The sequence below is a fragment of the Pseudomonas putida genome, assembly GCF_022627325.1.
Taxonomy (GTDB): Bacteria; Pseudomonadota; Gammaproteobacteria; order Pseudomonadales; family Pseudomonadaceae; genus Aquipseudomonas; species Aquipseudomonas putida_X.
The window spans coordinates 1-23,569 of the sequence record NZ_JAETZZ010000009.1 but is presented as its reverse complement, the minus strand read 5'-3'; the positions used below and the strand labels follow the sequence as shown (position 1 = coordinate 23,569).

General features: G+C 62.3%; 15 protein-coding genes and 1 pseudogene. 3 read left to right on the top strand and 13 right to left on the bottom strand.

From position 1 onward, the window contains the following. Nucleotides 1-112 precede the first annotated feature (112 nt). A complete protein-coding gene (gene elbB, locus JNA92_RS15230) occupies nt 113-778 on the top strand; it encodes an isoprenoid biosynthesis glyoxalase ElbB (protein WP_241805472.1) in 666 nt (221 codons plus the stop codon). Here elbB and JNA92_RS15225 read toward each other — a convergent pair whose 3' ends face one another. After that, the gene (locus JNA92_RS15225; RefSeq protein ID WP_241805471.1) at nt 779-1,231 is read right to left on the bottom strand and encodes a YaiI/YqxD family protein; all 453 of its coding nucleotides are present in this window, start codon (nt 1,229-1,231) and stop codon (nt 779-781) included. 1,015 nt (nt 1,232-2,246) lie between these two features. Between JNA92_RS15225 and JNA92_RS15220 the strand changes: the two are divergent. After that, nucleotides 2,247-2,702, top strand: a pseudogene (locus JNA92_RS15220) (REP-associated tyrosine transposase). Nucleotides 2,703-2,844: 142 nt separating this feature from the next. On the opposite strand, the gene JNA92_RS15215 reads toward JNA92_RS15220, so the two are convergent. From JNA92_RS15215 to JNA92_RS15190, 6 genes are all read right to left on the bottom strand, one after another. Then, a complete protein-coding gene (locus JNA92_RS15215) occupies nt 2,845-4,263 on the bottom strand; it encodes an efflux transporter outer membrane subunit (RefSeq protein WP_241805470.1) in 1,419 nt (472 codons plus the stop codon). Next, nucleotides 4,260-5,135: an efflux RND transporter periplasmic adaptor subunit gene (locus JNA92_RS15210; protein ID WP_241805469.1), complete on the bottom strand. Its 876-nt coding sequence runs from the start codon at nt 5,133-5,135 to the stop codon at nt 4,260-4,262. Before JNA92_RS15210 ends, JNA92_RS15215 begins: the two co-directional genes overlap by 4 nt. Further along, nucleotides 5,132-5,344, bottom strand: coding sequence for a DUF1656 domain-containing protein (locus JNA92_RS15205; protein WP_209862598.1), 213 nt, complete (start codon nt 5,342-5,344; stop codon nt 5,132-5,134). Before JNA92_RS15205 ends, JNA92_RS15210 begins: the two co-directional genes overlap by 4 nt. Then, on the bottom strand, nt 5,341-7,428 hold the full coding sequence (locus JNA92_RS15200) for an FUSC family protein (RefSeq protein WP_241805468.1): 2,088 nt from the start codon (nt 7,426-7,428) through the stop codon (nt 5,341-5,343). The genes JNA92_RS15205 and JNA92_RS15200 overlap by 4 nt, the downstream gene beginning before the upstream one ends. Continuing rightward, complete coding sequence (locus JNA92_RS15195) at nt 7,425-7,877, bottom strand: MarR family winged helix-turn-helix transcriptional regulator (protein ID WP_241805467.1); 453 nt, start codon at nt 7,875-7,877, stop codon at nt 7,425-7,427. The genes JNA92_RS15200 and JNA92_RS15195 overlap by 4 nt, the downstream gene beginning before the upstream one ends. A 102-nt stretch (nt 7,878-7,979) precedes the next feature. After that, nucleotides 7,980-8,777 (bottom strand): tetratricopeptide repeat protein, encoded by a 798-nt coding sequence (locus JNA92_RS15190; protein WP_241805466.1) that lies wholly within the window; start codon nt 8,775-8,777, stop codon nt 7,980-7,982. Nucleotides 8,778-8,983: 206 nt separating this feature from the next. Between JNA92_RS15190 and JNA92_RS15185 the strand changes: the two genes are divergently transcribed. After that, complete coding sequence (locus tag JNA92_RS15185; protein WP_241805465.1) at nt 8,984-9,541, top strand: WYL domain-containing protein; 558 nt, start codon at nt 8,984-8,986, stop codon at nt 9,539-9,541. Nucleotides 9,542-9,554: 13 nt separating this feature from the next. Here the strand turns inward: JNA92_RS15185 and JNA92_RS15180 are convergent, their stop codons facing one another. From JNA92_RS15180 to JNA92_RS15155, 6 genes are all read right to left on the bottom strand, one after another. Beyond that, complete coding sequence (locus JNA92_RS15180; RefSeq protein ID WP_241805464.1) at nt 9,555-10,418, bottom strand: ABC transporter permease; 864 nt, start codon at nt 10,416-10,418, stop codon at nt 9,555-9,557. A gap of 14 nt (nt 10,419-10,432) precedes the next feature. Then, nucleotides 10,433-11,296 carry an ABC transporter ATP-binding protein gene (locus JNA92_RS15175; RefSeq protein WP_241805463.1) on the bottom strand — a complete coding sequence of 288 codons (864 nt, stop codon included), beginning with the start codon at nt 11,294-11,296 and terminating at the stop codon, nt 10,433-10,435. 6 nt (nt 11,297-11,302) lie between these two features. Next, on the bottom strand, nt 11,303-12,322 hold the full coding sequence (locus tag JNA92_RS15170; protein ID WP_241805462.1) for an ABC transporter substrate-binding protein: 1,020 nt from the start codon (nt 12,320-12,322) through the stop codon (nt 11,303-11,305). 17 nt (nt 12,323-12,339) lie between these two features. Continuing rightward, nucleotides 12,340-13,239, bottom strand: a complete 900-nt coding sequence (locus tag JNA92_RS15165) for a TauD/TfdA dioxygenase family protein (protein WP_241805461.1) — start codon at nt 13,237-13,239, stop codon at nt 12,340-12,342. A gap of 218 nt (nt 13,240-13,457) precedes the next feature. Continuing rightward, nucleotides 13,458-13,799: a tryptophan synthase subunit beta gene (locus tag JNA92_RS15160; RefSeq protein ID WP_241805699.1), complete on the bottom strand. Its 342-nt coding sequence runs from the start codon at nt 13,797-13,799 to the stop codon at nt 13,458-13,460. A gap of 156 nt (nt 13,800-13,955) precedes the next feature. Beyond that, on the bottom strand, nt 13,956-23,569 hold a 9,614-nt coding region (locus JNA92_RS15155; protein ID WP_241805460.1), incomplete at its 5' end, for an immunoglobulin-like domain-containing protein.

The window sequence follows — 23,569 nt, the reverse complement described above, 5'->3', positions numbered from 1 at the left end:
GACAGCTGCCTCCAAGGGTACCCAGAGAGATTAGGATGCTCCCATGGCAACCCCTATGGCCACATCTGCCAAACTAGAGGACATTTAGCGCCTCGACACTGGAGTAATGAGCATGACGAAAAAAGTAGCGGTGATTCTTTCCGGCTGTGGCGTCTACGATGGCGCCGAAATCCATGAAAGCGTGATCACCCTGCTGCGCCTCGACCAGCGCGGCGCGCAGGTGCAGTGCTTCGCGCCGAACATCGCGCAGCTGCATGTGATCAACCACCTCACCGGTGAGCAGGTGCCTGAGTCGCGCAATGTGCTGGTGGAATCGGCGCGCATCGCCCGCGGTGAGGTCAAGGACATCAGCGAGGCCAGGGCCGAGGACTTCGACGCGCTGATCGTCCCGGGTGGTTTCGGCGCGGCGAAGAACTTGTCCGACTTTGCCACTCAAGGTAGCGAGTGTACGGTCAACCCGCAGGTCCTGGCCTTGGCCGAAGCCTTTGCCGAAGCCTGCAAGCCGGTTGGCCTGATGTGCATTTCACCGGCACTGGCGGCGAAGATCTACGGCCCGGGTGTGGTCTGCACCATCGGTAACGATGCCGATACTGCCGCCGCGGTGGTCAAGATGGGTGGCACCCATGAAGAGTGCGATGTGCATGACATTGTCGAGGACACCCAGCGCAAGCTGGTGACTACGCCGGCGTACATGCTGGCCCAGTCGATCAGCGAGGCGGCTGGCGGCATTTACAAGTTGGTGGATCGTGTGCTGGAAATGACCCACGAGGCTGACTGATCAGCCCTTGGCCAAGCGGGCCAGAATACGGTCCAGCGCATTGGCGAACGCCTGCTTTTCGCGTTCGCCATAAGGCGCCTGGCCGCCGCCGACCTGGCCCTGCTCGCGCAACTCGGTAAACAGGTTGCGCACTGCCAGGCGGTCGCCCATGTTGCGCTCGTCGAACTCACGGCCACGTGGGTCCAGTGCCGCTACACCCTTCTTGATCAGGCGGTCGGCCAGCGGCACATCGCTGCAGATGACCAGCTCACCTGGCACGGCATGCTCGACCAGGTAATCATCGGCGGCATCCATGCCGCTGGGTACCACGATCAGCCGCACCACGGCGAAGGCCGGTTTGGCCACGGCCTGCCCGGCCACCATTACCACCTCGAGCTTGCGCTTGAGGGCGAATTTGACGATCAGGTCCTTGGCTGCCTTGGGGCAGGCGTCGGCGTCGATCCATATGCGCATTGCATGTTTCCTCTTGAAGCAGGTGGGGCAGTGCCCGATGCCCTTCAGTCGAGCGATTTGGGGCCGCTTTGCGGCCCATCGCCGGCAAGCTGGCTCCCACAGGTATGGACGCACAGCTTAGGAACGGCGAGGTACCGGTGGGGCTTGCCGGCGATGGGCTGCAGAGCAGCCCCGAAACCCTAACGACTGGCATCAAGCCTGCGCTCTCCTTGCGCGACTAGGGTCATGTTACTCGTCCCGGCGAAAGAAACACGCAATGGCACATCTATTTCAATGGCCCCGTGCAGTGGCAAAAGCAGCAATCGCAACAGATGGAGCCTGCAGCCTCAGTGAGCCTTGCCCATTGTGACGCTCTTTGCGCGCCGGCGTGCTCGTTCAGTGGTGGTTACGGGAGCGAGATGGCGGGAGGATCGAGCTTGGGTGGCAGTCGTGCGTAGGGTGAGACCCGGGGGTACAGGAACCCGGCAAGACCTAAGCCTGCCCGCGCACGACCGCCATGGCGCGGCGGTACCGAATGTGAACCGGGCGTCGCACGCCCGATCGCCTTGCGAGGCGTCCCGAGGACATTATTCCCGGAGCGCTTAACAGCCAAGACGGCACCATTGCGACAGGCATCGTAGGGTAAGTCGCCAGAGTGAAAGAACTGAAGCATTTGGTTTCAGGTTCGGAAACGTCTTACGGCTTTGCGGCGGCTGCGAGGGCTTCGCCCTCGATCGCCGGCAAGCCGGCTCCCACAAATACGGCGCAAGCCTCAAAAACTGCCGAAGTCTAGCTCCCAGAGATTCTGGCATAGGCCTCAAGAAATGCCGCAGCCCAGTGGGAGCCGGCTTGCCGGCGATCACCGGCGAAGCCGGTGCCATGCAGCGCTGCGTCTGCATCGCAGGCAAGACTGTTGCTAACAATAGGGCCCGGCTTGTCGGCGATGGCCCTGCAGAAACAGCAGGTACCAATTGAGCCCAACCTAGTGGAACCGTCGCTACTAGCCTCATGAGCAAACCATCAGGAGGCAGGGAACATGGATCGTCCCCATTTAAATCAGCCAAGGGTTGGCAGGTTCTCAGAAAGGCATCGGTTGTACCTTCTCACCAGCACCACATTGCACAGGGCCCCTGTGCTGGGTGAGTTTCACTCGGCCCGCTTGTTGGTCAGCTAGCTGCGCGAGGCCGAGGCAGAAGGTGCAGCGCGGTCTTTAGCCTGGGTTGTAATGCCTGATCATTTCCACTGGTTGATCGAGCTGGGGCCGGTGAGCCTGAAAACGTTGATGCGCCGAGTGAAGTCACGCAGCACCTGTGCCATCAACCGCCATCTCGGGCGATATGGGCGGCTTTGGCAGAAGAGCTTTCATGACAGGGCGTTGCGGCGAGAAGAGGACGTGCAGGCTGTGGCGCGGTATATCGTCTTGAATCCTAAGCGGGCAGGGTTGGTTGAGCGGGTGGGGGATTATCCGCATTGGGATGCTATCTGGGTTTGACTCGCAGGGCCTATCGCCGGCAAGCCGGCCACACCAACCGCGTCAACTTTTAGAAATTGGGTAAGACAGTTGCACCTACAGGTACAGCGCAGCGCTCAAGAGCTGCGCGGTACCTGTGGGCCGGCTTGCCGGCGATGGGGCCTCAAGGCTTGGCGGTATCCTTCCACCCACCGCCCAACGCCAGGAACACCCCGATCTGCCCCATCGCCACCTGGCTGTTGGCCGCAGCCAGCTGCGCACGCATATCGGTATACGTCCGTGTCGCCTGCAAGTCCGCCAGGAATGACTCACGCCCCGCCTGGTAATACCGGTGCGTCTGGTCCGCCGCTTCTTTCGCCGATTTTTCCGCCTCGGCCAGCGCATCACGCCGGTCCAGCAAGGCGCTGTACTGGGCCAGGCGGGTCTGAGTTTCGCGAATGGCGTTGAGCACCACGCCGTCGAAATGCGCCAGCGCCGCCTGGGTCGAGGCCTCGGCCATGCGAATGCGCGCACGGGTGCCGTTGGTGGGGATGCTCCAGCTGATCTGCGGGCCGAAGCCCCACCGGTTGGTTGCAGGTTCCCCCAGGTTTTCGAGAATACCGATGGTACCGACCTGGGCGCCGATGCTGATGTCGGGATACAGCGCGCCCGTGGCCACGCCGATATTCGCTGTAGACGCCGCCAACTGGCGTTCGGCCTGGCGCACGTCGGGGCGGCGCTTGAGCAGCGCGGCGCCATCACCGACCGGCAACAGCTGGTTCAGATGTGGCAGCTCGGCACAATCGGCAGTGCCGGCCGGCAGTTGCTCCACAGGCTTGGCCAGCAGCGCAGCCAACGTGTACAAGCCAGTTTCCCGCTCGGCCTTGAAGCGCGGCAACTCTGCGCGCAGCGATTTGAACTGGGTCTGCGAGCGGGTGACCTGGGTTTCGTCACCCCGGCCAGCATCACGCAGACGCTGGTTGAGCTGCACGCTCTGCTGCTGCAGATCGAGCGACTCACGGGCGATGTGGTACTCCTCGTTGGCCGAACACACCTGGGTGTAAGCCTTCACCACATCGGCCACCAGCGTGATGCGGGCAGTATCGGCGGCGGCCTGCACAGCGTCGGCATTGGCTTTGGCGGCTTCGGTGCCGCGCTTGAAGGTGCCCCAGAGGTCAAACTGGTAGGAGGCACTGATGATCGCCTCGCCGATGTTGGCCACTGGCACCTTCTCGGTCAGCAGGAAAGCCTCGCCAGACTCCTGCAAGCGCTGGGCGCCGGCCTTGATGCCGCCATTGAAGCCACCCTGCGACTGCGCGACCTCGACCTGCGCACGGGCCTTGGCAATATTGGCGGCCGCCACGCGCAGTTCGGTGTTGGCACTCAATGCCTGGCGCACCAGCTCATTGAGGCGTTGATCCTGATACAGCTGCCACCAGTCCTCAGGTACCGGCGCCGACACCACGCTGGCAGCATCCTGGCGCAGTGGCCCACTGAGGTCGCTGCGCTGCACTGCCGCGTCCTTGGGCACTTCATAGTCCGGGCCGACCATCATGCAGGCCCCAAGCGACAGGCATAAGCCAGCCAGGATCAGCTGTTTCATGGGCGCGGGCCCTCGATGATCGAGACCGTGGCGGTACGCCCGGCGATCATGCGGAAGTCTTGCGGCACTTCATCGAAGGCGATGCGTACTGGGATCCGCTGGGCCAGGCGCACCCAGCTGAACGCCGGGTTGACGTTGGGCAGCAGGTTGCTGCCGCTGCTGCGGTCGCGGTCTTCGATGCCGGCGGCAAAGCTCTGCACATGGCCACGCAGGCGAGTGTTGTCGCCCATCACACGGATGTCCACGGCATCGCCAATGTGGATGCCGCCCAATTTGGTCTCTTCGAAATAGCCATCGACGTGATACGAAGCACTGTCGACGACCGAAAGCACTGGGCGGCCAGCCGTGACGAATTCGTGGTTACGTGGCGCGCGGTCGTTGAGGTAGCCGTCCACCGGGCTGCGCACCACCGAACGGTCAAGGTTGAGCTGGGCGGTGTCGACCGCCACTTGGGCCTCGCTCACGGCCGAACGGGCACGAGCCTCGCGGGACTGGCTTTCTTCCAGTTGCTCGGCTGCCACCAGGTTGCCCAGCTTACGGTTGCGCTGCGCTTCGCGAGAGGCTTGGGCCAGGGTTTCCTGGCGTTCGCCAAGGGTCGCCTTGGCCTGGCGCAGCGCCAGGGTGAAGCGGTCCTGGTCGATGGTGAACAGCACGTCGCCGCGTTTGACGGTCTGGTTGTCATGCACTTCGACCTTTTGGATCAACCCGGAAACATCCGGGGCGATCTGGATCACGTCGGCGCGGATGTGGCCGTCGCGGGTCCAGGGGGCGAACATGTAGTACACCACCATCTGCCACACGAGCACAGCGGCGAAGGTCACTACCAGCAAGGTCAGGACCACACGGCCCAGGGTCAGCAAAGGTTTTTTCATGGCAGCATCAGGCTTCGGCAAAAATGGTCCACCGCGCCAAGCAGCACGGCATACAGAGCAACGTTGAACAACGCCCGGTGCCAGACCAGGCGGTAGAAGTGCAGGCGCACCAGCACCGCGTGCACCCCCAGAAACAGCACGTAAGTGCAGACCATCATCACCAGCAGCGTGGGCAGGAACACCCCGCTGATATCCAGTTCACCGATCACAGGGGCGCTCCGTCGAGGCCGGGGGGCAGTTGCGGTTGTTCGGCAGGCTCGAGCATCACCTCGACACCCGGCAGCAATGCCAGGCGCAGGCCACTCAGGGCATGCAGCAGGTGCGTGCGGGCATCGCCGCGTTCGTACAGCTCATCCAGGTTCAGCGCCAGGCGCGCCCGCTTCATGTTGCGCAGCAGCGCCGCAGGGGCATGCAGGCGCTGACCGGCGCGCAGGCAGGCCTGGTAGTGGCCGCCCACTTCCTCGATCACCGTTTGCAGGCGTTCGCGGGCCTGGGTGCCTGCGCGCGGCAGGTAGGCCAGCAGGTCGAGCAGGTTCAGCCCCACGCGCAGGTCGCGCAGGGCTGCGCCAGTGTCCTGGCCGGTCTGCGACAGGCGCGGCAGGTGCTGCATCAGGCGGTCGAGCATCTGCACGCCGAGCTGGCGACGTTCGGCCAGGGTCGCCGGCGCAGTCATCTCGACGATGTCCCGCCAGGCGAAGCGAGTCATGCGTTTGGCGGCCAGTTCCACCCCGAAGGGGCGCATCACCAGGGTCCAGATGAACGCGAACAGAAGCCCTGCAGGCCCTGCCAGGTTGGAGTTGAGGAAGGTGAAGAAATCAGCGTCGTAGGCGCCCTGGATGCTGATGAAGGTGGAGGTGTTGACGATGGTCAGCAAAGTGCCCAGGTAGAAGCGGGGCTGCACGGTCAGGGTGCCGACGCATATGAACGGCACGGCGAATGCCAGCACCAGCATCGGGAAATCGTGCAGGTTGGGCAGCACCAGGAACAAGTACAGGCTGGAGAAGATGACCGACATCAGGGTCCAGAAGAAGAACCGGTAGATCTGCGGTGCGGGGTCGTCCATGGCGGCGAAGAAGCTGCATGACACGGCGGCGAGAATCACCGCACTGGCGCCGTCGTTCCAGCCCAGGCCAATCCACAGGCCGCAGGCGACGATGATCGCCAGCACGGTGGAAACTACCGAATACAGCATCAAGCCACGGTCGAAGAAGGGCGTCAGGCGGCCCAGGCGCCAGTGGCGGTAAACTGCGCGCCAAGGCTTGGGGTCATCCATGCGCAGGGCATGCTGCAAGGTGCAGCAGTCCTGCCAGAGGTCGGCCCACTCGGTCAGGCGATACAGTGCATTGGACAACAGCAGCTCAGCACGCTGGTCGAGGGCGGCGGCTCCGGGCTGCAGGCGGTCGATCTGCTCGTGCAGGGCGGTCCAGCGTGCTACCGAGGCACTGTCGGCGGTGCCCTTGAGCCATTCGCGAGCGGCGGCCAACACAGGCTGCAATTGGGCGAACTGCGCAGGGGCGCGGCCTTCGAGGGCCACCAGGGCGTCGTCGAGGGCGTCTATGACCGGCAACAGGTGGATCATCCGCCCACGCAGTTCGCGTGCGTTCTTCACCATATGCGGGCCTGCCCCCTCATGGCCCAACTGGCCAATCATCAACTCCAGCGAGTTGAAGGTGGTGACCATGGCACCGCGCATACCCCCTACTTTGTCGGCAGCCATATCCCGGGCGAGGTAGGTATCGCTGTAACGAATCGCCTCGGTGAACCAGGTGCCGGTCGAGCCGACCACGACAGGCGCCAGGCGTCGCGGCCAAAAAATGGCGCCGACCACAGCGGCGCAGACGATCCCCAGGCAGATTTCCTGAGCACGTGAAGACGCAACGTCGAACACTGCCAGCGGGTTGTCGACCACCGCCAGGGCGATCATCGGCAACGTATAGCCTGCCAGCATCAGCATGTAGTTGTTCGCGGTGCGCAGGTTCAGCGAGAGGTACAGCAATGTGCCGGTCCACAGGGCGATCGCGACGGTCAGCAACAATGGCGACTGCACCAGCGGCGGTACCAGGAAGACTGCCCCGCCAGCGCCGAGCAGCGTGCCAAGGGCGCGGTACAGGGCCTTGGAGCTGGTAGGCCCAACGAACGGGCTGGAAACGATATAGACCGTCGCCATCGCCCAGTACGGGCGTGGCAGCTGCATGAGCAGTGCGATGTACAACGCGATCATCGACGCGGCAAAGGTACGCACACCATAGAACCAGTCGCGGGCCGGCGGTAGCGAACTGAAGAAACCGTTCATGCCACCCCGCCAGTGCTGCCAAGGCCTGCCGCCTCGAAGGCACGAAGCACGCGCAAGGTGGCATGCAGGTCAGCTTCATCGATGCCCTGCAGCACTTCGTGGCGGACTCGCACCAGCTCAGCTTCGATGGCTTCGGCCAAAGCCCGGCCCTCGCCGGTCAGGCTCAGGGCCTTGGCACGGCGGTCCAGCGGATCCTCGCTACGGCATACCAGGCCGGCCTTGCACAGCTGGTCAAGCAGGCGCACGAGCGACGGGCTTTCCAGGCCCGCGGCCTGAGCCACGGCTACCTGGTGCACTCCATCGCCCAGGCGCACGATCATCAGCAAGGGTGCGGCGCAGGCTTCGGAAATGCCGTAACTGGTCAGCGCCGTATGGCAGATGCGCCGCCAATGGCGGGCGGAAACGATCATGCCAGTGCTGACTTGCAGGCGCAGTGAATCAAGCGTCATGTAAAGAACCAGGGATATTCATAGTTTGCTAACTATCAATATACGCCTGGCCCTCCCCCTGTCGTCAACCGCGGGCGACGGGGGGTGTACATGAATTGTTGTTCATCGAGGCTGTACCTGGTCCTCCAACTTCATCGCCAATGCCAGCGTACTGCCCATCTGCACGGCCCGATCCCGCCAATCCAGATAGCGCGCCGCATCGCTACGGCTGAAATGCACGGCCAGCTCCTCGGCCGCCTGCATGACCCCGGTCGCCGCCGCCAGCTCCAGCCAATACAGCCCGGCCTTGATATCGGCCTGCACACTCAAGCCATGCAACAAGCGGTAGCCCACCTCGAAGCGGCAACGCACCTCGCCCCGTTCGGCGCCACGAAGAAACCATTGGTAAGCCTGCGCAAGATCGACCTGCCAGCCCAGTTGCGCATCGCAGACTTCTTCTTCGTACAAATCGCCGAGTGCGGCTGCGGCATGCAGCAGGCCACGGTCAAAAGCATGGCGATAACACTCTGCGGCCTGGGCGTAAGAAACCTCCACACCCTTGCCGAAGTAGTGTTGCTGCCCCAGGTTGAACCAGGCGGCGGCATTGCCTTGCATGGCCGCCATGCGCAGCAGGTGCCCGGCCAGCACGGTGTCGGCACGCCAGTACTTGCCATTGAGCCAGACCCAACCCAGGTCATTGAGCGCCGCCACATGGCCAGCCAGCGCTTGATGGCGCAGGTCGGCATACACCGCTTGCAGGTCCGCCGCTTCGTCCAGACGGTTGACCAGCAGCGCCCGCTGGCTGGGCAACCCCACCCCGGCGAACAGCCGCTGTCGCCTGCCAGCGGGGGTCGGCGCGGGAATGACCTGCTCAGGCAGAAGACGGGCGAGCAGCGAGTGGATATTGCTGACAGCTGACATGTTCATCCTCATTGAACGACCCACAGGCCTTACTGCGGCTGTGATGAGGCGTGATTCTGCGCGACGTCACGTCAAAACCTGTCGCGAACGATTCGACGCCAGGCAACCAATTGGCGGCTGCTTGATCTGATCGGATCGTGGCTAATTGCCATGACCCGCTAATGCCGCCATCCTGATGCGGCAAGCCTAGACAAGGACGTTACCTTTTGCCGTTCGCCACCACCCGCTCCACCCTCAGCCGTCAGTGGGCGCTGTTGCGCCAGCTACCCAGCCGTTCCCCGGGCATTACCAGCGCAGAACTGGTGTGGCGCCTGCGCGATGTGGGTTTCAGCGTCAGCAAACGCACGGTTGAACGCGACCTCAACGAGCTGTCGTTGATCTTCCCGCTGGAGCGCAATGACAAGAGCATTCCGTTCGGCTGGCACTGGTCGGTCAACGCCGCGGGGGAGCTGCGCGGGAATTTTGACCTGCAGGGCTACTTGCGCGGTGAGGCGCTACAACCGGCGCAAGGTGATGGGCTGGTGCTGCAAGCCTGGGTCAACGACAGGGTGGCGCGGCAGTTGCGCGATCAGCCGTTGAGTGCAGACATGCAGCTGACTGCCCTGGAGCATGGGCATCGGCTGCAGGCGACGATGGAAGATGGCTGGGCGCTACGCTGGTGGGTGTTGAGCCAAGGGGACGCCGTGAAGGTCGAACAGCCGGATGAACTGCGCAGTGAGATTGCCCAGACCCTGAGCAAGGCGGCTGCGCAGTACCAGAATTAGGGGCCACTGCAGATCAGCGCTGCATCCCCCAGCGCCGCACGGTCGCCCGTTCCAGCGTATTGAATACCAGCCCTTCGACCAGTAGCCCGATCAGGATCACCACCGCCAACCCGGCAAAAACCTTGTCGGTATACAGCTCGTTGCGGTTCTGGAAGATGTACCAGCCCAGCCCGCCCTTGCCGCTGCTGGCACCGAACACCAGCTCGGCGGCGATCAACGTGCGCCAGGCAAAGGCCCAGCCGATCTTCAGCCCCGACAGGATCGACGGCAGTGCCGCGGGCACCAAGATGTGCAGCACCAACCGTAGCCCCTTTAGGCCATAGTTGCGCCCCGCCATGCGCAACGTCTCCGACACCCCCAGAAAGCCCGCGTAGGTATTGAGCGCCAGCGCCCAGAGCACTGAATGCACCAGCACGAAAATCAGGCTGTTGTCGCCCAGGCCAAACCACAGCAAAGCCAGAGGCAGCAGGGCAATCGCCGGCAACGGGTTGAACATTGAGGTCAAGGTACCGAGCAAGTCACGGCCCAACTGGGTGGATACCGCCAGGCTGGTAAGGCCGAACGCCAGCACGATACCCAGCACGTACCCCTTGAGCAGGATCACCAGCGACACGCCGACTTTGGCCGGCAGCTCACCGCTGAGCAGGCCGCCCCACAGCGCTGCGGCAGTCTGCAAGAAGCTCGGCAGCAGCAGGTCGTTGCCTTGGTAGCGGGCAATGGCCTCCCACAATGCTGCGATCACCACCAGGATCACCGCCTTGCGTAACCAGCCGTGCTGCCACAAGCGTTGCGCCAGCGGCAGGTTGCGTTCCAGAGGCACACTGAGCAGCGGCTCGAGCTGCACCTCGTATTCCTGTCGTACAGGTGTAGTGGTCATGGCTCAAGCTCCTGTCAGTAGGCGATGCGGATGTCGTTGAAACCCAGCTCCTCGGCCGGCCCGGGGGCATCGGCCTCGTCGAACAACAGCCGATGGATGCGCCGGGCGCTGGCCTGGAAGTCACTGGCGCCGAGGCTGCCGAGATCATACTGATGGCTGTGCACCTCGGCCCGCACCCGCCCCGGATGAGGTGACAGCAACAGAATGCGGTTGCCCACTACCAGCGCCTCTTCGATGGAATGGGTGACGAACAACAGGGTGAAGCGCACTTCCTCCCACAGCAGCAGCAGCTCTTCCTGCATCTTGCGCCGGGTCAGCGCATCGAGCGCGGCGAACGGTTCGTCCATCAACAGGACCTTCGGTTGCGTGGCCAGTGCACGGGCAATTGCCACGCGCGCTTTCATGCCGCCCGACAGGGTATGCGGATAAGCGTCGGCAAACGCCGCCAGGCCAACCTTGTCGAGGTAATGCAACGCGCGCTCTTCGGCCTCGGCTCGCTTGAGCTGGCCGGAAACGAGCAGCGGGAACATGACGTTCTGCTTTACCGTCTTCCACGGCGGCAGCTGGTCGAACTCTTGGAACACCACGATGCGATCGGGGCCAGGGCCGTTGACCGGCTGGCCCTGCAGCAGGATCTGCCCGTGTTGCGGGCTGATGAACCCGGCCACGGCCTTGAGCAATGTGGACTTGCCACACCCCGAGGGGCCCAGCAAGACAAAGCGGTCGGCACGGTCGACTTCGAAGCTGACCTGATGGGTGGCCCGCACCACGCGCTGCGCAGTACGGTATTCGAGGCTCAGGTTATCCACCTTGAGCAAGGGCGGTGTGGCCACACGGCTAAGGTTGCTGGCCGTGTGGCCTGGCAATGGGGCGGTCATGGTCGGTCAGCTCCCCTGCAGTGGGCGTTCATCCTGGAAGAAGTAGTCCCTCCACGACTCTGGCTTGTGCTTGATGGCGCCCACCCGGTAGAGAAACTCGGCCAGCTTGTAGGTGTTCTTCGGGGTTACCGTGAACTCGTACTGGGGGTTGTCGATCAGCTTGATCAGTACATCGCGGTCAATCTTGGCCTTGGTGACGCGGATATAGGTGTCGGCAGCCGCCGCTTTGTCCTTCTGGGCAAAGTCCGCAGCCTCGGCCAGGGCATCGACGAATGCCTGGTAAGTCTTGGGGTTGTCGTTGCGGAATTTCTCGGTGGCAAACAGCAAGGTCGGCGAGTTGGGGCCGAGCAGGTCATAGCTGTTGAGCACCACGTGCACGTCCTTGTTGGCCAATACCTGGTCCTGGAACGGCGGGTTGGAGAAGTGCCCGTTGAGCTCGGTGCCGCCAGCGAGCAACGCGGCGGTGGCATCTGGGTGCGGTACGGCCAGGGTGTACTTGTCGAGGCGGTTGTATTGCGTGTCGCCCCACTGCTGGGCAGCGGCGTACTGCAGCAAGCGTGATTGTACCGACACGCCCACGGCCGGCACGGCAATGCGGTCCTTGTCGGATAGGTCGGCGATGGTCTTCACGTTCGGGTTGCTGCTGACCAGGTAGTACGGGAAATTGCCCAGCGAGGCCACTGCCTTGACGTTCTGCCGGCCTTTGGTGCGGTCCCATACGGTCAGCAACGGCCCAACGCCGGCACCGGCGATGTCCACCGAGCCGGACAACAGCGCGTCGTTGATCGCAGCCCCCCCGGATAGCTGGGCCCAGTCGACGTCGATGTCGATGCCCTGCTCCTTGCCGTGCTTTTCAATCAGTTGTTGGTCACGCACCACATTGAGCAGCAGATAGACGATGCCGAACTGCTCGGCGATGCGGATCTTGCCTTCGGCATGGGCCAGGGTGGGGGCCGCAAGGCTGCCCACGACCAGGCTTGCGCCCAGGCTGATACTTGCCGCCAGGCGGCTGATGGATTTGCGCATGATGGTTTCCTCAGTCGTCAGAACGGGGCATCGCCCTGGATGGTGGTGCGGAAAAGCTTGCGCCGCAGGTGGGACGGGCAGCCTGTGGCAAGGTGGATCAGCGAGCGGTTGTCCCAGAACACCAGGTCGTGTGGCTGCCACTGGTGGCGGTAGATGTTCTGTTCGAGCACGCTCAGGGCATAAAGCTGCTGCAGCACATCGCGGCTTTCATCATCGGGCAGGCCGATGATCCGGGTAGTGAACCCTTCGCTGACGAACAGGGCCTTGCGGCCGTTTTCCGGATGGGTACGCACCACCGGATGGACCACTTCCTGCACCTGTGCAAGCTGCTCGGCGCTAAGGGTCGGGCGCCAGTTGCCTTCGAACTTGGTCTCGGCATAACGGGCGGTGTAGGAGTGAGCGGCGCTGCGGCCCTCGACCTGCTTGCGCAGTGCTTGAGGTACCGCGTCCCAGGCTTTGTGCATGTCGGCGAACAGGGTGTCGCCACCTTCGCTGGGCAACGCTTGGGCATGCAGCATGGACCCCAGGCTGGGGAGCGCTTTGTATGAGAGGTCTGAATGCCAGAACTTGCCGGCATCGCCCAGGCCGATGTTTTGGCCGTTCTCGATGATGTTGGAGACGATCAGTATCTCGGGGTGGCCTGTGAGCAGAAACTGCTTCAGCACATGGATCTGCAGTTGCCCGAAACGGCGGCTGAAAGCGATCTGCTGTTCAGGGCTGATGCGCTGGTCGCGCAGCACCAGTACGTGGTGGTCGAGGTGGGCGCGATGAATGAGGCTGAAGTCCTCGGCGTTGACCGGTTTAGCCAGGTCCAGGCCGATGATCTCGGCGCCAACGGCACCCGAGAACGGGCGGATTTCAAAGGTTTGCGGCTGAGCGCGGTGGTTGGACGGCAAGGCGTTCGAGGCGGCGGACATTTTTCACTCCCACGCAGTGCGCGACTTCAATGACGCGCAACGATCAGAAACGCACGGGGGGTTTACCCGTGTGGGTTCAAGTCGTGCGGCGCATCGATTGGTCGACGGGTACGCAGTGGAGTGACTATAAGGTAATTAAAAAAATAATTTAAATACCTTTAATGAATAACGATATGAGAGGGCAGTTGTCTGCCGGCCAAGCAGACAAGCGTGGAGGATTAAATCAGCCCGCCCTCCTCCTCTTCCTCGATCAGGTTGTTCAAGCTGCCGAGCGCCTTTCGCGCGGTGGAGCGACTGAGCAGCTTGGCTTGGGCGCCAGGCGGCAGGTCGGTGATGCTGAAGACACCTTTGGCAGTGAGCACCTCGATCAAGTCCTCAAGCACCCGGATCATGTCCAAGTCGCTCTGTTTGAGCTGCTTGAGGCTATTTTCGACGACATCGTCAGCAAACCACTCCTGAATCTCGGCATGATCTGCTGGGAGAATCTCCGTGTGTTCGGCATAAGGTGCAGCTTCTACCCGCAGCAACTGGCCCTCGGCGTCGCGTTGCACGTAGAACATGGCGTCATCCCTCGTCACGATGGTTCCTTGTTGGTAGTCAGCAGCATAGGCAAAGTTCATCGGGCATGACAGCCCGGCGCAGAAGTATGCGCTGCACGAAGATGACAGAAAAGACCGCGCTGCGCGGTGGCCGGGCTGGCCACCGCGCAGACGGGATCAGGCGTTGTCGATCTTGATGGTGGGGTCGGCACCGCTGATCAACGAGTTGACCGTGGTATTGGACCAGTTGACCCCTTCCAGCTTGATAGACACATCGGCATTGGCCAGGCCACCGGCTGCGTTAAGCTTGCCTTCGGTGCTGACCTGCAAGGTCGAGGACCCATCGACGGTGGTGATCTTCAGGAAGTTGTCGATAGTGCTGGCCTTCTCACCTTGCAGCAGGTCGCGCAAGTCCAGGCGATCACCCTCGCTGACTTTGAAGTCCTTGATCACGTCACTGCCAATGTCACCGGACTTCCACACGAAGGTGTCGGCACCGCTGCCACCGATCAGCAGGTCGTTGCCTTGGCCGCCGATCAGGGTGTCGTTGCCAGTGCCGCCCAGCAGGATGTCATTACCTTTGCCGCCATCGAGGGTGTCATTACCCCCCTGGCCGAAGAGGATGTCATTGCCTGCGCCCCCCATCAGGGTGTCGGCGCCATCATTGCTGCCCGCAATATCGAACTCGGTGTAATGCTCGTTGATGTACTTGTGCATTGCCCGCGCGTCGACATCGCCCGCATCCACACCGAGCTTGTTCGCCACGTAACCCTGGATCGCCTCTACACCCGTGCCGGCGACCGTCGGGAAGGTCAGCAGGTCGCCGAAGATGATGTCGTTGCCATCACCACCGTTGACCGTGTCGTTGCCCGGCTGGGTGACTTCGGTGTGGCCGAGGATGGCATCTGCCAGTTTGCTCGGGTCGATGTTGGCCTGTGGCTTGCCATCGGAGTCATAGGGCTTCAGGTCATCCTTGTTCACGCCGCTGTTGAGGCCAATCGCCTCGACGTCGGACAAACCAGCGAGGATCTTGAAGCTGTCAGTCGAGTTGTTGGTGGTTGCCCGGTCAGTCGAGTTGCCCGTGCCGTCGCGGGTCGACAGCTCATAACCCCCATTACCCTCGGCACGTATAGTGGCTGTGCTCTGGGTGGACCATTTGTAGTAGTAACCCGAGTTCCAGCTCCAGTCCAACTCGCGAACCTGCATGGTCAACTTGCCGCTGCTGTCGATCGAGAGACGATTGTTGGTATCCAACTGATAGTTGGTAACGGTGTCGCCCATCTTGTAGTTGATCGACGACAGGAACGTATCGAGCTTGACGTTGGTGTTGCCCAGGTTCGGGTTGCCCTGTTCACTGGTCTGGTAATAGGTCGGCTCACCGTCAGTGATGAAGAATGTCTGGTTACTACCGGTGCTACCTGCAGCCTTGAGGTTGGCGAACCAGTTGGCTGTCGTTTTGAAGGCATCCTCATAGTTGGTGCCGCCATTGGAGTTCAACGTGCCCAACGCGCTCAGCAGGGTTTTCAGGCCCGCATCGTTGAGGGTCACCGATACGCTGCTCTTGACCTGGGTGGCAAAGTCGACCAACAGAATATTCACCGTCCCGGACTGTGCGCCCTTGACGCTTGCAGCCAGGGTCTTGAACACCGACTCCAGCGATTGCTTCGCGGCATCGACGCCCGCAGAGCCCATGCTGCCCGAGGTGTCGACGATGAAGGCGATGTTGTAGTCCTTGCCTGGTACCACGTGCAGGCCGCTGACATCCGCGACCACGATGTCATTGCCATCGGTGCCGGTGATGGTATCGCTGTCGGACGACAGGTTGCTGGTGGTATACGACTGCGGGTAGACCGTGACCTTGATGCTGCCTTCGCTGGTGGCAGTGCTGCCGCCAACGCTTTCGGTGGACGTCGAAGTGACTTTCACGTCGAACTGGCCGGAGTAGTAGGCCGGCGGCTTGATGGTCAGGCTGCCCAGATTCCAACCCGTGACATCCACCGCACTGGAGCCAACGGTGAAGGTATGGCCTGCATTGTCGGCCACTACCGAGCCTGTCGGGATGCCGCTGAGCTTGACGCTCAGGCTCTCGGAACCATCGGTGTCGGTCAGTGCGGTACTGATGCCTACCAACTTGACCGGCGCACCATTCTCGCCGCCTTCGTTGAGCTTGTAGCCGTCGTAGTAACCCACGCCGTTGCTGCCATGCAGGTCGGACACCGTGACACCGGCGTTGGCCAGCGCAGCGACGTTCGGGTACATCGGGATGTTGGCGCTGCTAAGGTCTGTGACCGCGCCATTGCCCACCTTGATGTTGACGTCAAGGCTGCCTGGCCCGGCCTGGTTGGCGTTGTAGATCTCCAGGGTGTAATAGCCGCTGGTGGTCGGGGTGTAGCTGCCGGAAATGCTGCCGCTGGCCGAGCCCCAGGTACCGCCGGCGACGTTCTTACCGCCGATGACGATTTGCAGGCTGTCGTCAGCGGTGCCACTGAAGGTGTAGGTCTTGCCGGCCTCCAGGTAGATCAGGCCTGAGGTCTTCGAGCCCGACCCCGGGGTGACGGTGGCCGTGGTGTCGACCGTGGTCACCTGCTCGCTCTTGCCGGCGCTGCCGGAGTTGGCGAACACGTTCTTCAGCGCGTCACCGGTGATGCCATTGCCGTTGGTGCCCAGGCCGTTGAGGCTGGTCCAGGTTTCCTTGGTCAGGCCCAGCGAATTGACGTTGTTGCTGCCAATGCTCAGGTCCGGCTTGTCAGCCATCGGCGTGATATCGACCTTGAGCGTGGCTTCGCTGCCCGTGCCCTTGCCATCGGTAGGCGCGTACTTGATCTGCGCGTAGTCCGCCTGCTTGTTGCCCACACCGGTACCACCGTAACCGTCGACACCCGATTGGTTAGCCACGGGAACGAACTTGAGCTTGCCGGCGGCGATGTCGGCCTGGCTGATGGTCTGGCCTGCCTTCACATCGACCCAGCTGGTGCCGTTGTACAGCTTCAAGGTACCGGCCCCTGGCAGCTGGGTGATGGTCACCCCTAGGCTGCTAAGCGAGGAGTCGACATCGCTGATGTTGAAGTCGCTCCAACCCAGCACCAAGTCGGTGTCCTCGGTGCCGGTGACCGCTCCGCCGGTAGTGGTGGGCAGGTCATTGACCGCCACGACGTTGACCGTGGTGGTGGCCGTGTTCGAGGTGTTCACACCGTCAGTCACCGTGACCGTGATGATCCGAGGGACGGTGCTCGGGTCTTCACTGGTGTTGATGAAGGTGATGTTCTTGATCGCCTGGATGTAGTCAGCCAGCGAAGCGGTGCCGCTCAGGGTCAGGACCACCTTGCCATCGGTGCTGTTGGCGTTGATCGAGATGCCATTGACGCTGTTGCCCAGGTTCAGGGCATCGCCTGGCTGGCGATTGGTCAGGGTCACCGTCGCGCCGGTCAGCATCGAGCTGTCGAAGTCGGTGATCGACACGTCGATATCGCCGATCGAAACACCGCTTCCTGGTTGGTTCTCGGTGAACGTGGTCTGGTAGTCGGCGCCGGTCTTGCCGCTAGAATTGTTGGCGTCCAGGTCCAGGACGGGCGCCGGCTCGAAGATCTGGGTGGTGACGCTACCAGCGCTACCGCTGACCGCCAGGTTTTCGAAGTTGCCGCCGGTGGCCGAGTCGATCTTGACGGTGAACTGCTCGGTACCTTCGGTGACGTTGTCCTTGATGGTCGGGATGGTGAAGGTGGCTGAGTTGCTGCCCGCTTTGATCGTGACGATGGCCACACCGGTGTAGTCGGCGCCATTGGTGGCGGTGCCGGTATACGAAAGCTTCACCGTCACATCGGTTTGCGCATTGTTGCTGAGGTTCAGCGTGTAAGTCGCGTTGCCACCTTCGGCAACAGCGGTTGTACCACTGATGCTCAGGGTAGTCGTCTGGATGGTGTCGGTCACGGCGGTGACCGCTGCCGTGTTACTGACGACGAGGTTTTCGAAGTTGCCCCCTGAAGTGCCGGTAATTTTCGCCGACACGTCCGCGGCATCGATGTACACATCCTCGGCGGGCGCGGCGACAATTACCGAGCCTGACGTTTTGCCTGCTGCAATGTTGATGGTCTGGCCATTGCTCAGGGTGACCGTCATCGCCGTGCCCGCCGGGTTGCTCAACGTGGCGGTGTAGGTGATCTGGCCACCTTCGGCGACCGTGGGCGTGGCGCTGAGGGTCAGGCTGGTATTGTCGATCGTATCGGAGACCTTGGTCACGGCGTAAGCGCCGTCGACGGCGAGCAATTCGAAATCGCCGCCGGTGCTGCCGTCGATCTTGACCTGTACCGAGCCGGCATCGATGTAAGGGTCATCGGCGGGCGCGTTGAGGGTGATGCTGCCCTCGGTCTGACCTTTGGCAATGGAGATGGTCTCGCCATTGCTCAATTTGATGGTCATGTCAGAACCGGCCTTGTTGGACAAGGTTGCGGTGTAGGTGATTTTGCCGCCTTCGGCGACCGTTGGCGTCGCGCTCAGGACAAGGCTCGTGGTGTCCTTGGTGCCTGCCACATCCGTTACCGTCGTTGACGGGGAGCCAGCGGTGACCAACTTCTCGTAGTTGCCGCCGTCGACCTTGGTGATGCTGTTGGTCAGCGCGGTGTTGGTGTTGTAGACGTTGTTCGGCGCGGTGAAGTTGACCGAGCCGGAGGACTCACCGACGCCGATGGTGATGGTTTGGCCGTTAGCCAGGGTGACCACCAGTGGGCTGCCGGTGACTGGGGCCGACACCGACGCGGTGTACACCACGGTGCCGCCCTCGACCACGCTTGGAGTGGCGGTCAACGTGACGGTCGACGTGTCGAGCGTATCGCTGACGTTGGTCACGGCCTCAGCCGGGTTGACTGCGAGGTTCTCGAAGTCGCCACCGGTGGTACCAGTAACGCCGACTTTGACCTGGCCCGCGTCTTTGTAGACGTCATCGGCCGGAGCGGCGACGGTCACTTGGCCAGAGGTCTGGCCTGCCGCGATGTTGATAGTTGCGCCGTTGCTCAAGGTCACGGTCATCGCCGTGCCCGCTGGGTTGCTCAGCGTGGCGGTGTAGACGATCTGGCCGCCTTCGGCGACTTCGCCGGTGGCGCTCAGCACCAGGTTGGTGGTCGCCTGCGTAGCAGGGCTGTCGGTGACCGTCGTAGTTGGAATACCTGCAGTATCCAGCTTCTCGTAATTCCCGCCGTCGACCTTGGTGATGCTGTTGGTCAGCGGTGCATTGGTGTTGTAGACGTTGTTTGGCGCGGTGAAGTTGACCGAGCCGGACGATTCGCCGACACCGATGGTGATGCTTTGACCGTTGGCCAGGGTCACGACCAGCGGGCTACCGGTAACCGGGGCCGACACCGAGGCGGTGTACACCACGGTACCGCCCTCGACCACGCTTGGAGTGGCGGTCAACGTGACGGTCGACGTGTCGAGCGTATCGCTGACGTTGGTCACGGCTTGCGCCGGGTTGACCGCCAGCTTCTCGAAGTCGCCACCGGTGGTGCCAGTGATGGTGGCTTTGACCTGGCCGGCATCTTTGTAGACGTCATCGGCTGGTGCGGCGACGGTCACTTGGCCAGTGGTCTGGCCAGCCGCGATATTGATGGTCGCACCGTTGCTCAGCGTCACGGTCATCGCCGTGCCGGCTGGGTTGCTCAAGGTCGCGGTGTAGACGATCTGGCCGCCTTCAGCGACATCGCCAGTGGCGCTCAGCACCAGGTTGGTAGTCGCCTGCGTAGCTGGGCTGTCGGTGACCGTGGTGGTTGGAGTACCGGCAGTATCCAGCTTCTCGTAGTTACCGCCGTCGACCTTGGTAATGCTGTTGGTCAACGGTGCATTGGTGTTGTAGACGTTGTTCGGCGCGGTGAAGTCGACCGAGCCGGACGATTCACCGACACCAATGGTGATGGTTTGACCGTTAGCCAGGGTCACGACCAGCGGGCTGCCGGTGACCGGAGCGCTAACCGACGCCGTGTAGGTGACCACGCCACCTTCGGCCACCGAAGCATTCGCCGTCAGGGTCACGGTCGACGTATCGAGCGTATCGCTGACATTGGTCACGGCTTCAGCCGGATTGACCGCGAGGTTTTCGAAGTCGCCACCAGTGGTACCAGTAACGGTGGCTTTGACCTGACCGGCGTCTTTATAGACGTCATCCGCCGGGGCAGCGATGGTCACTTGGCCAGAGGTTTGGCCGGCTGCAATGTTGATGGTCGCGCCGTTGCTCAGGGTGACGGTCATCGCCGTGCCGGCAGGGTTGCTCAAGGTCGCGGTGTAGACGATCTGACCGCCTTCAGCGACATCGCCGGTGGCGCTCAGCACCAAACTGGTAGTCGCTTGGGTAGCAGGACTGTCGGTGACCGTGGTGGTTGGAGTACCCGCGGTATCCAGCTTCTCGTAGTTACCGCCGTCGACCTTGGTAATGCTGTTGGTCAGCGGTGTGTTGGTGTTGTAGACGTTATTCGGCGCAACAAAATCGACCGAGCCGGACGACTCGCCAACACCGATGGTGATGGTTTGGCCGTTAGCCAGGGTTACGACCAGCGGCGAACCGGTGACCGGAGCGCTAACCGACGCCGTGTAGGTGACCACCCCGCCTTCGACAACCGAGGCATTGGCAGTCAGGGTCACGGTCGACGTGTCGAGCGTATCGCTGACATTGGTCACGGCCTCAGCCGGGTTGACCGCAAGATTTTCAAAGTCACCACCGGTGGTGCCGGTGACGGTGACTTTGACCTGACCGGCGTCTTTGTAGACGTCATCAGCCGGTGCAGCGACGGTCACTTGGCCAGAGGTCTGGCCGGCCGCGATATTGATAGTTGCGCCGTTGCTCAAGGTCACGGTCATCGCCGTGCCCGCCGGGTTGCTCAGCGTGGCGGTGTAAACGATCTGACCGCCTTCGGCGACATCGCCGGTGGCACTCAACACCAGGTTGGTGGTCGCCTGAGTAGCCGGGCTGTCGGTGACCGTGGTGGTTGGAGTACCTGCGGTATCCAGCTTCTCGTAATTACCGCCGTCGACCTTGGTAATGCTGTTGGTCAGCGGTGCGTTAGTGTTGTAGACGTTATTCGGCGCAACGAAGTCGACCGAGCCGGACGATTCGCCGACGCCAATGGTGATGCTCTGGCCGTTAGCCAGAGTGACCACCAGTGGGCTACCGGTGACCGGAGCGCTAACCGACGCCGTGTAGGTGACCACCCCGCCTTCGACAACCGAGGCATTGGCAGTCAGGGTCACGGTCGACGTGTCGAGCGTATCGCTGACGTTGGTCACGGCCTCAGCCGGATTGACCGCAAGATTTTCGAAGTCACCACCGGTGGTACCAGTAACGCCGACTTTGACCTGGCCCGCGTCTTTGTAGACGTCATCGGCCGGAGCGGCGACGGTCACTTGGCCAGAGGTCTGGCCTGCCGCGATGTTGATAGTTGCGCCGTTGCTCAAGGTCACGGTCATCGCCGTGCCCGCTGGGTTGCTCAGCGTGGCGGTGTAGACGATCTGGCCGCCTTCAGCGACATCGCCGGTGGCGCTCAGCACCAGGTTGGTGGTCGCCTGGGTAGCCGGACTGTCGGTAACCGTCGTGGTCGGGGTGCCCGCGGTGTCGAGCTGTTCGTAATTACCGCCTTCAACCTTGGTGATGCTGTTGGTCAGCGGCGCATTGGTGTTGTAGACGTTGTTTGGCGCGGTGAAGTCGACCGAGCCGGACGATTCGCCGACACCGATGGTGATGGTTTGGCCGTTAGCCAGGGTGACCACCAGTGGGCTGCCGGTGACTGGGGCCGACACCGACGCGGTGTACACCACGGTGCCGCCCTCGACCACGCTTGGAGTGGCGGTCAAGGTGACGGTCGACGTGTCGAGCGTATCGCTGACGTTGGTCACGGCCTCAGCCGGGTTGACTGCGAGGTTCTCGAAGTCGCCACCGGTGGTGCCGGTGATGGTGGCTTTGACCTGCCCGGCGTCTTTGTAGACGTCATCGGCCGGAGCTGCGACGGTCACTTGGCCAGAGGTTTGGCCGGCCGCAATATTGATGGTCGCGCCGTTGCTCAGGGTGACGGTCATCGCCGTGCCGGCTGGATTGCTCAAGGTCGCGGTGTAGACGATCTGACCGCCTTCAGCGACATCGCCGGTGGCGCTCAGCACCAGGTTGGTAGTCGCCTGGGTAGCCGGACTGTCGGTGACCGTTGTAGTTGGAGTGCCGGCGGTGTCGAGCTGTTCGTAATTCCCGCCTTCAACCTTGGTAATGCTGTTGGTCAGCGGCGCATTGGTGTTGTAGACGTTGTTCGGCGCGGTGAAGTCGACCGAGCCGGACGATTCGCCGACACCGATGGTGATGGTTTGGCCGTTAGCCAAGGTTACGACCAGCGGCGAACCAGTAACAGGCGCCGATACCGAGGCGGTGTACACCACGGTACCGCCCTCGACCACGCTTGGAGTGGCGGTCAGGGTCACCGTGCTGGTATCGAGCGTGTCGCTGACATTGGTCACGGCTTCAGCCGGATTGACTGCGAGGTTCTCGAAGTCACCACCGGTGGTACCGGTGACGGTGGCTTTGACCTGACCGGCGTCTTTGTAAACATCGTCAGCCGGGGCTGGAACAGAGACCGTGCCGGAGGTCTGGCCTGCCGCGATACTGATGGTCGCGCCGTTGCTCAGGGTCACGGTCATCGCCGTGCCTGCCGGGTTGCTCAGCGTGGCGGTGTAAACGATCTGACCGCCTTCGGCGACATCGCCAGTGGCGCTCAGCACCAGGCTGGTAGTCGCCTGGGTAGCGGGGCTGTCGGTAACAGTCGTGGTTGGAGTACCTGCGGTATCCAGCTTCTCGTAATTACCGCCGTCGACCTTGGTAATGCTGTTGGTCAGCGGTGCGTTAGTGTTGTAGACGTTATTCGGCGCAACGAAGTCGACCGAACCGGACGACTCGCCAACGCCGATGGTGATGGTTTGGCCGTTAGCCAAGGTTACGACCAGCGGCGAACCAGTAACAGGCGCCGATACCGAGGCGGTGTAGGTCACCACGCCACCTTCGATTACTGAAGCATTGGCCGTCAGGGTCACGGTCGAAGTGTCGAGCGTATCGCTGACGTTGGTCACGGCCTCAGCCGGATTGACCGCAAGATTCTCGAAGTCGCCACCGGTGGTGCCGGTGATGGTGGCTTTGACCTGCCCGGCGTCTTTGTAGACGTCATCGGCCGGTGCAGCGACGGTCACTTGGCCAGTGGTTTGGCCGGCCGCGATATTGATGGTCGCGCCATTGCTCAGGGTGACAGTCATCGCCGTGCCGGCTGGGTTGCTCAAGGTCGCGGTGTAGACGATCTGACCGCCTTCAGCGACATCGCCGGTGGCGCTCAGCACCAGGCTGGTAGTCGCCTGGGTAGCAGGACTGTCGGTAACCGTCGTGGTTGGAGTACCGGCGGTATCCAGCTTCTCGTAGTTACCGCCGTCAACCTTGGTGATGCTGTTGGTCAACGGTGCATTGGTGTTGTAGACGTTGTTCGGTGCGGTGAAGTTGACCGAGCCGGACGACTCACCGACACCGATGGTGATGCTCTGGCCGTTGGCCAGGGTGACCACCAGTGGGCTGCCGGTGACTGGGGCCGACACGGACGCGGTGTACACCACAGTGCCGCCCTCGATCACGCTTGGAGTGGCGGTCAACGTGACGGTCGACGTGTCGAGCGTATCGCTGACGTTAGTTATGGCTTCAGCCGGATTGACTGCGAGGTTCTCGAAGTCACCACCGGTGGTGTCGGTGATGGTGGCTTTGACCTGGCCGGCGTCTTTGTAAACGTCATCCGCCG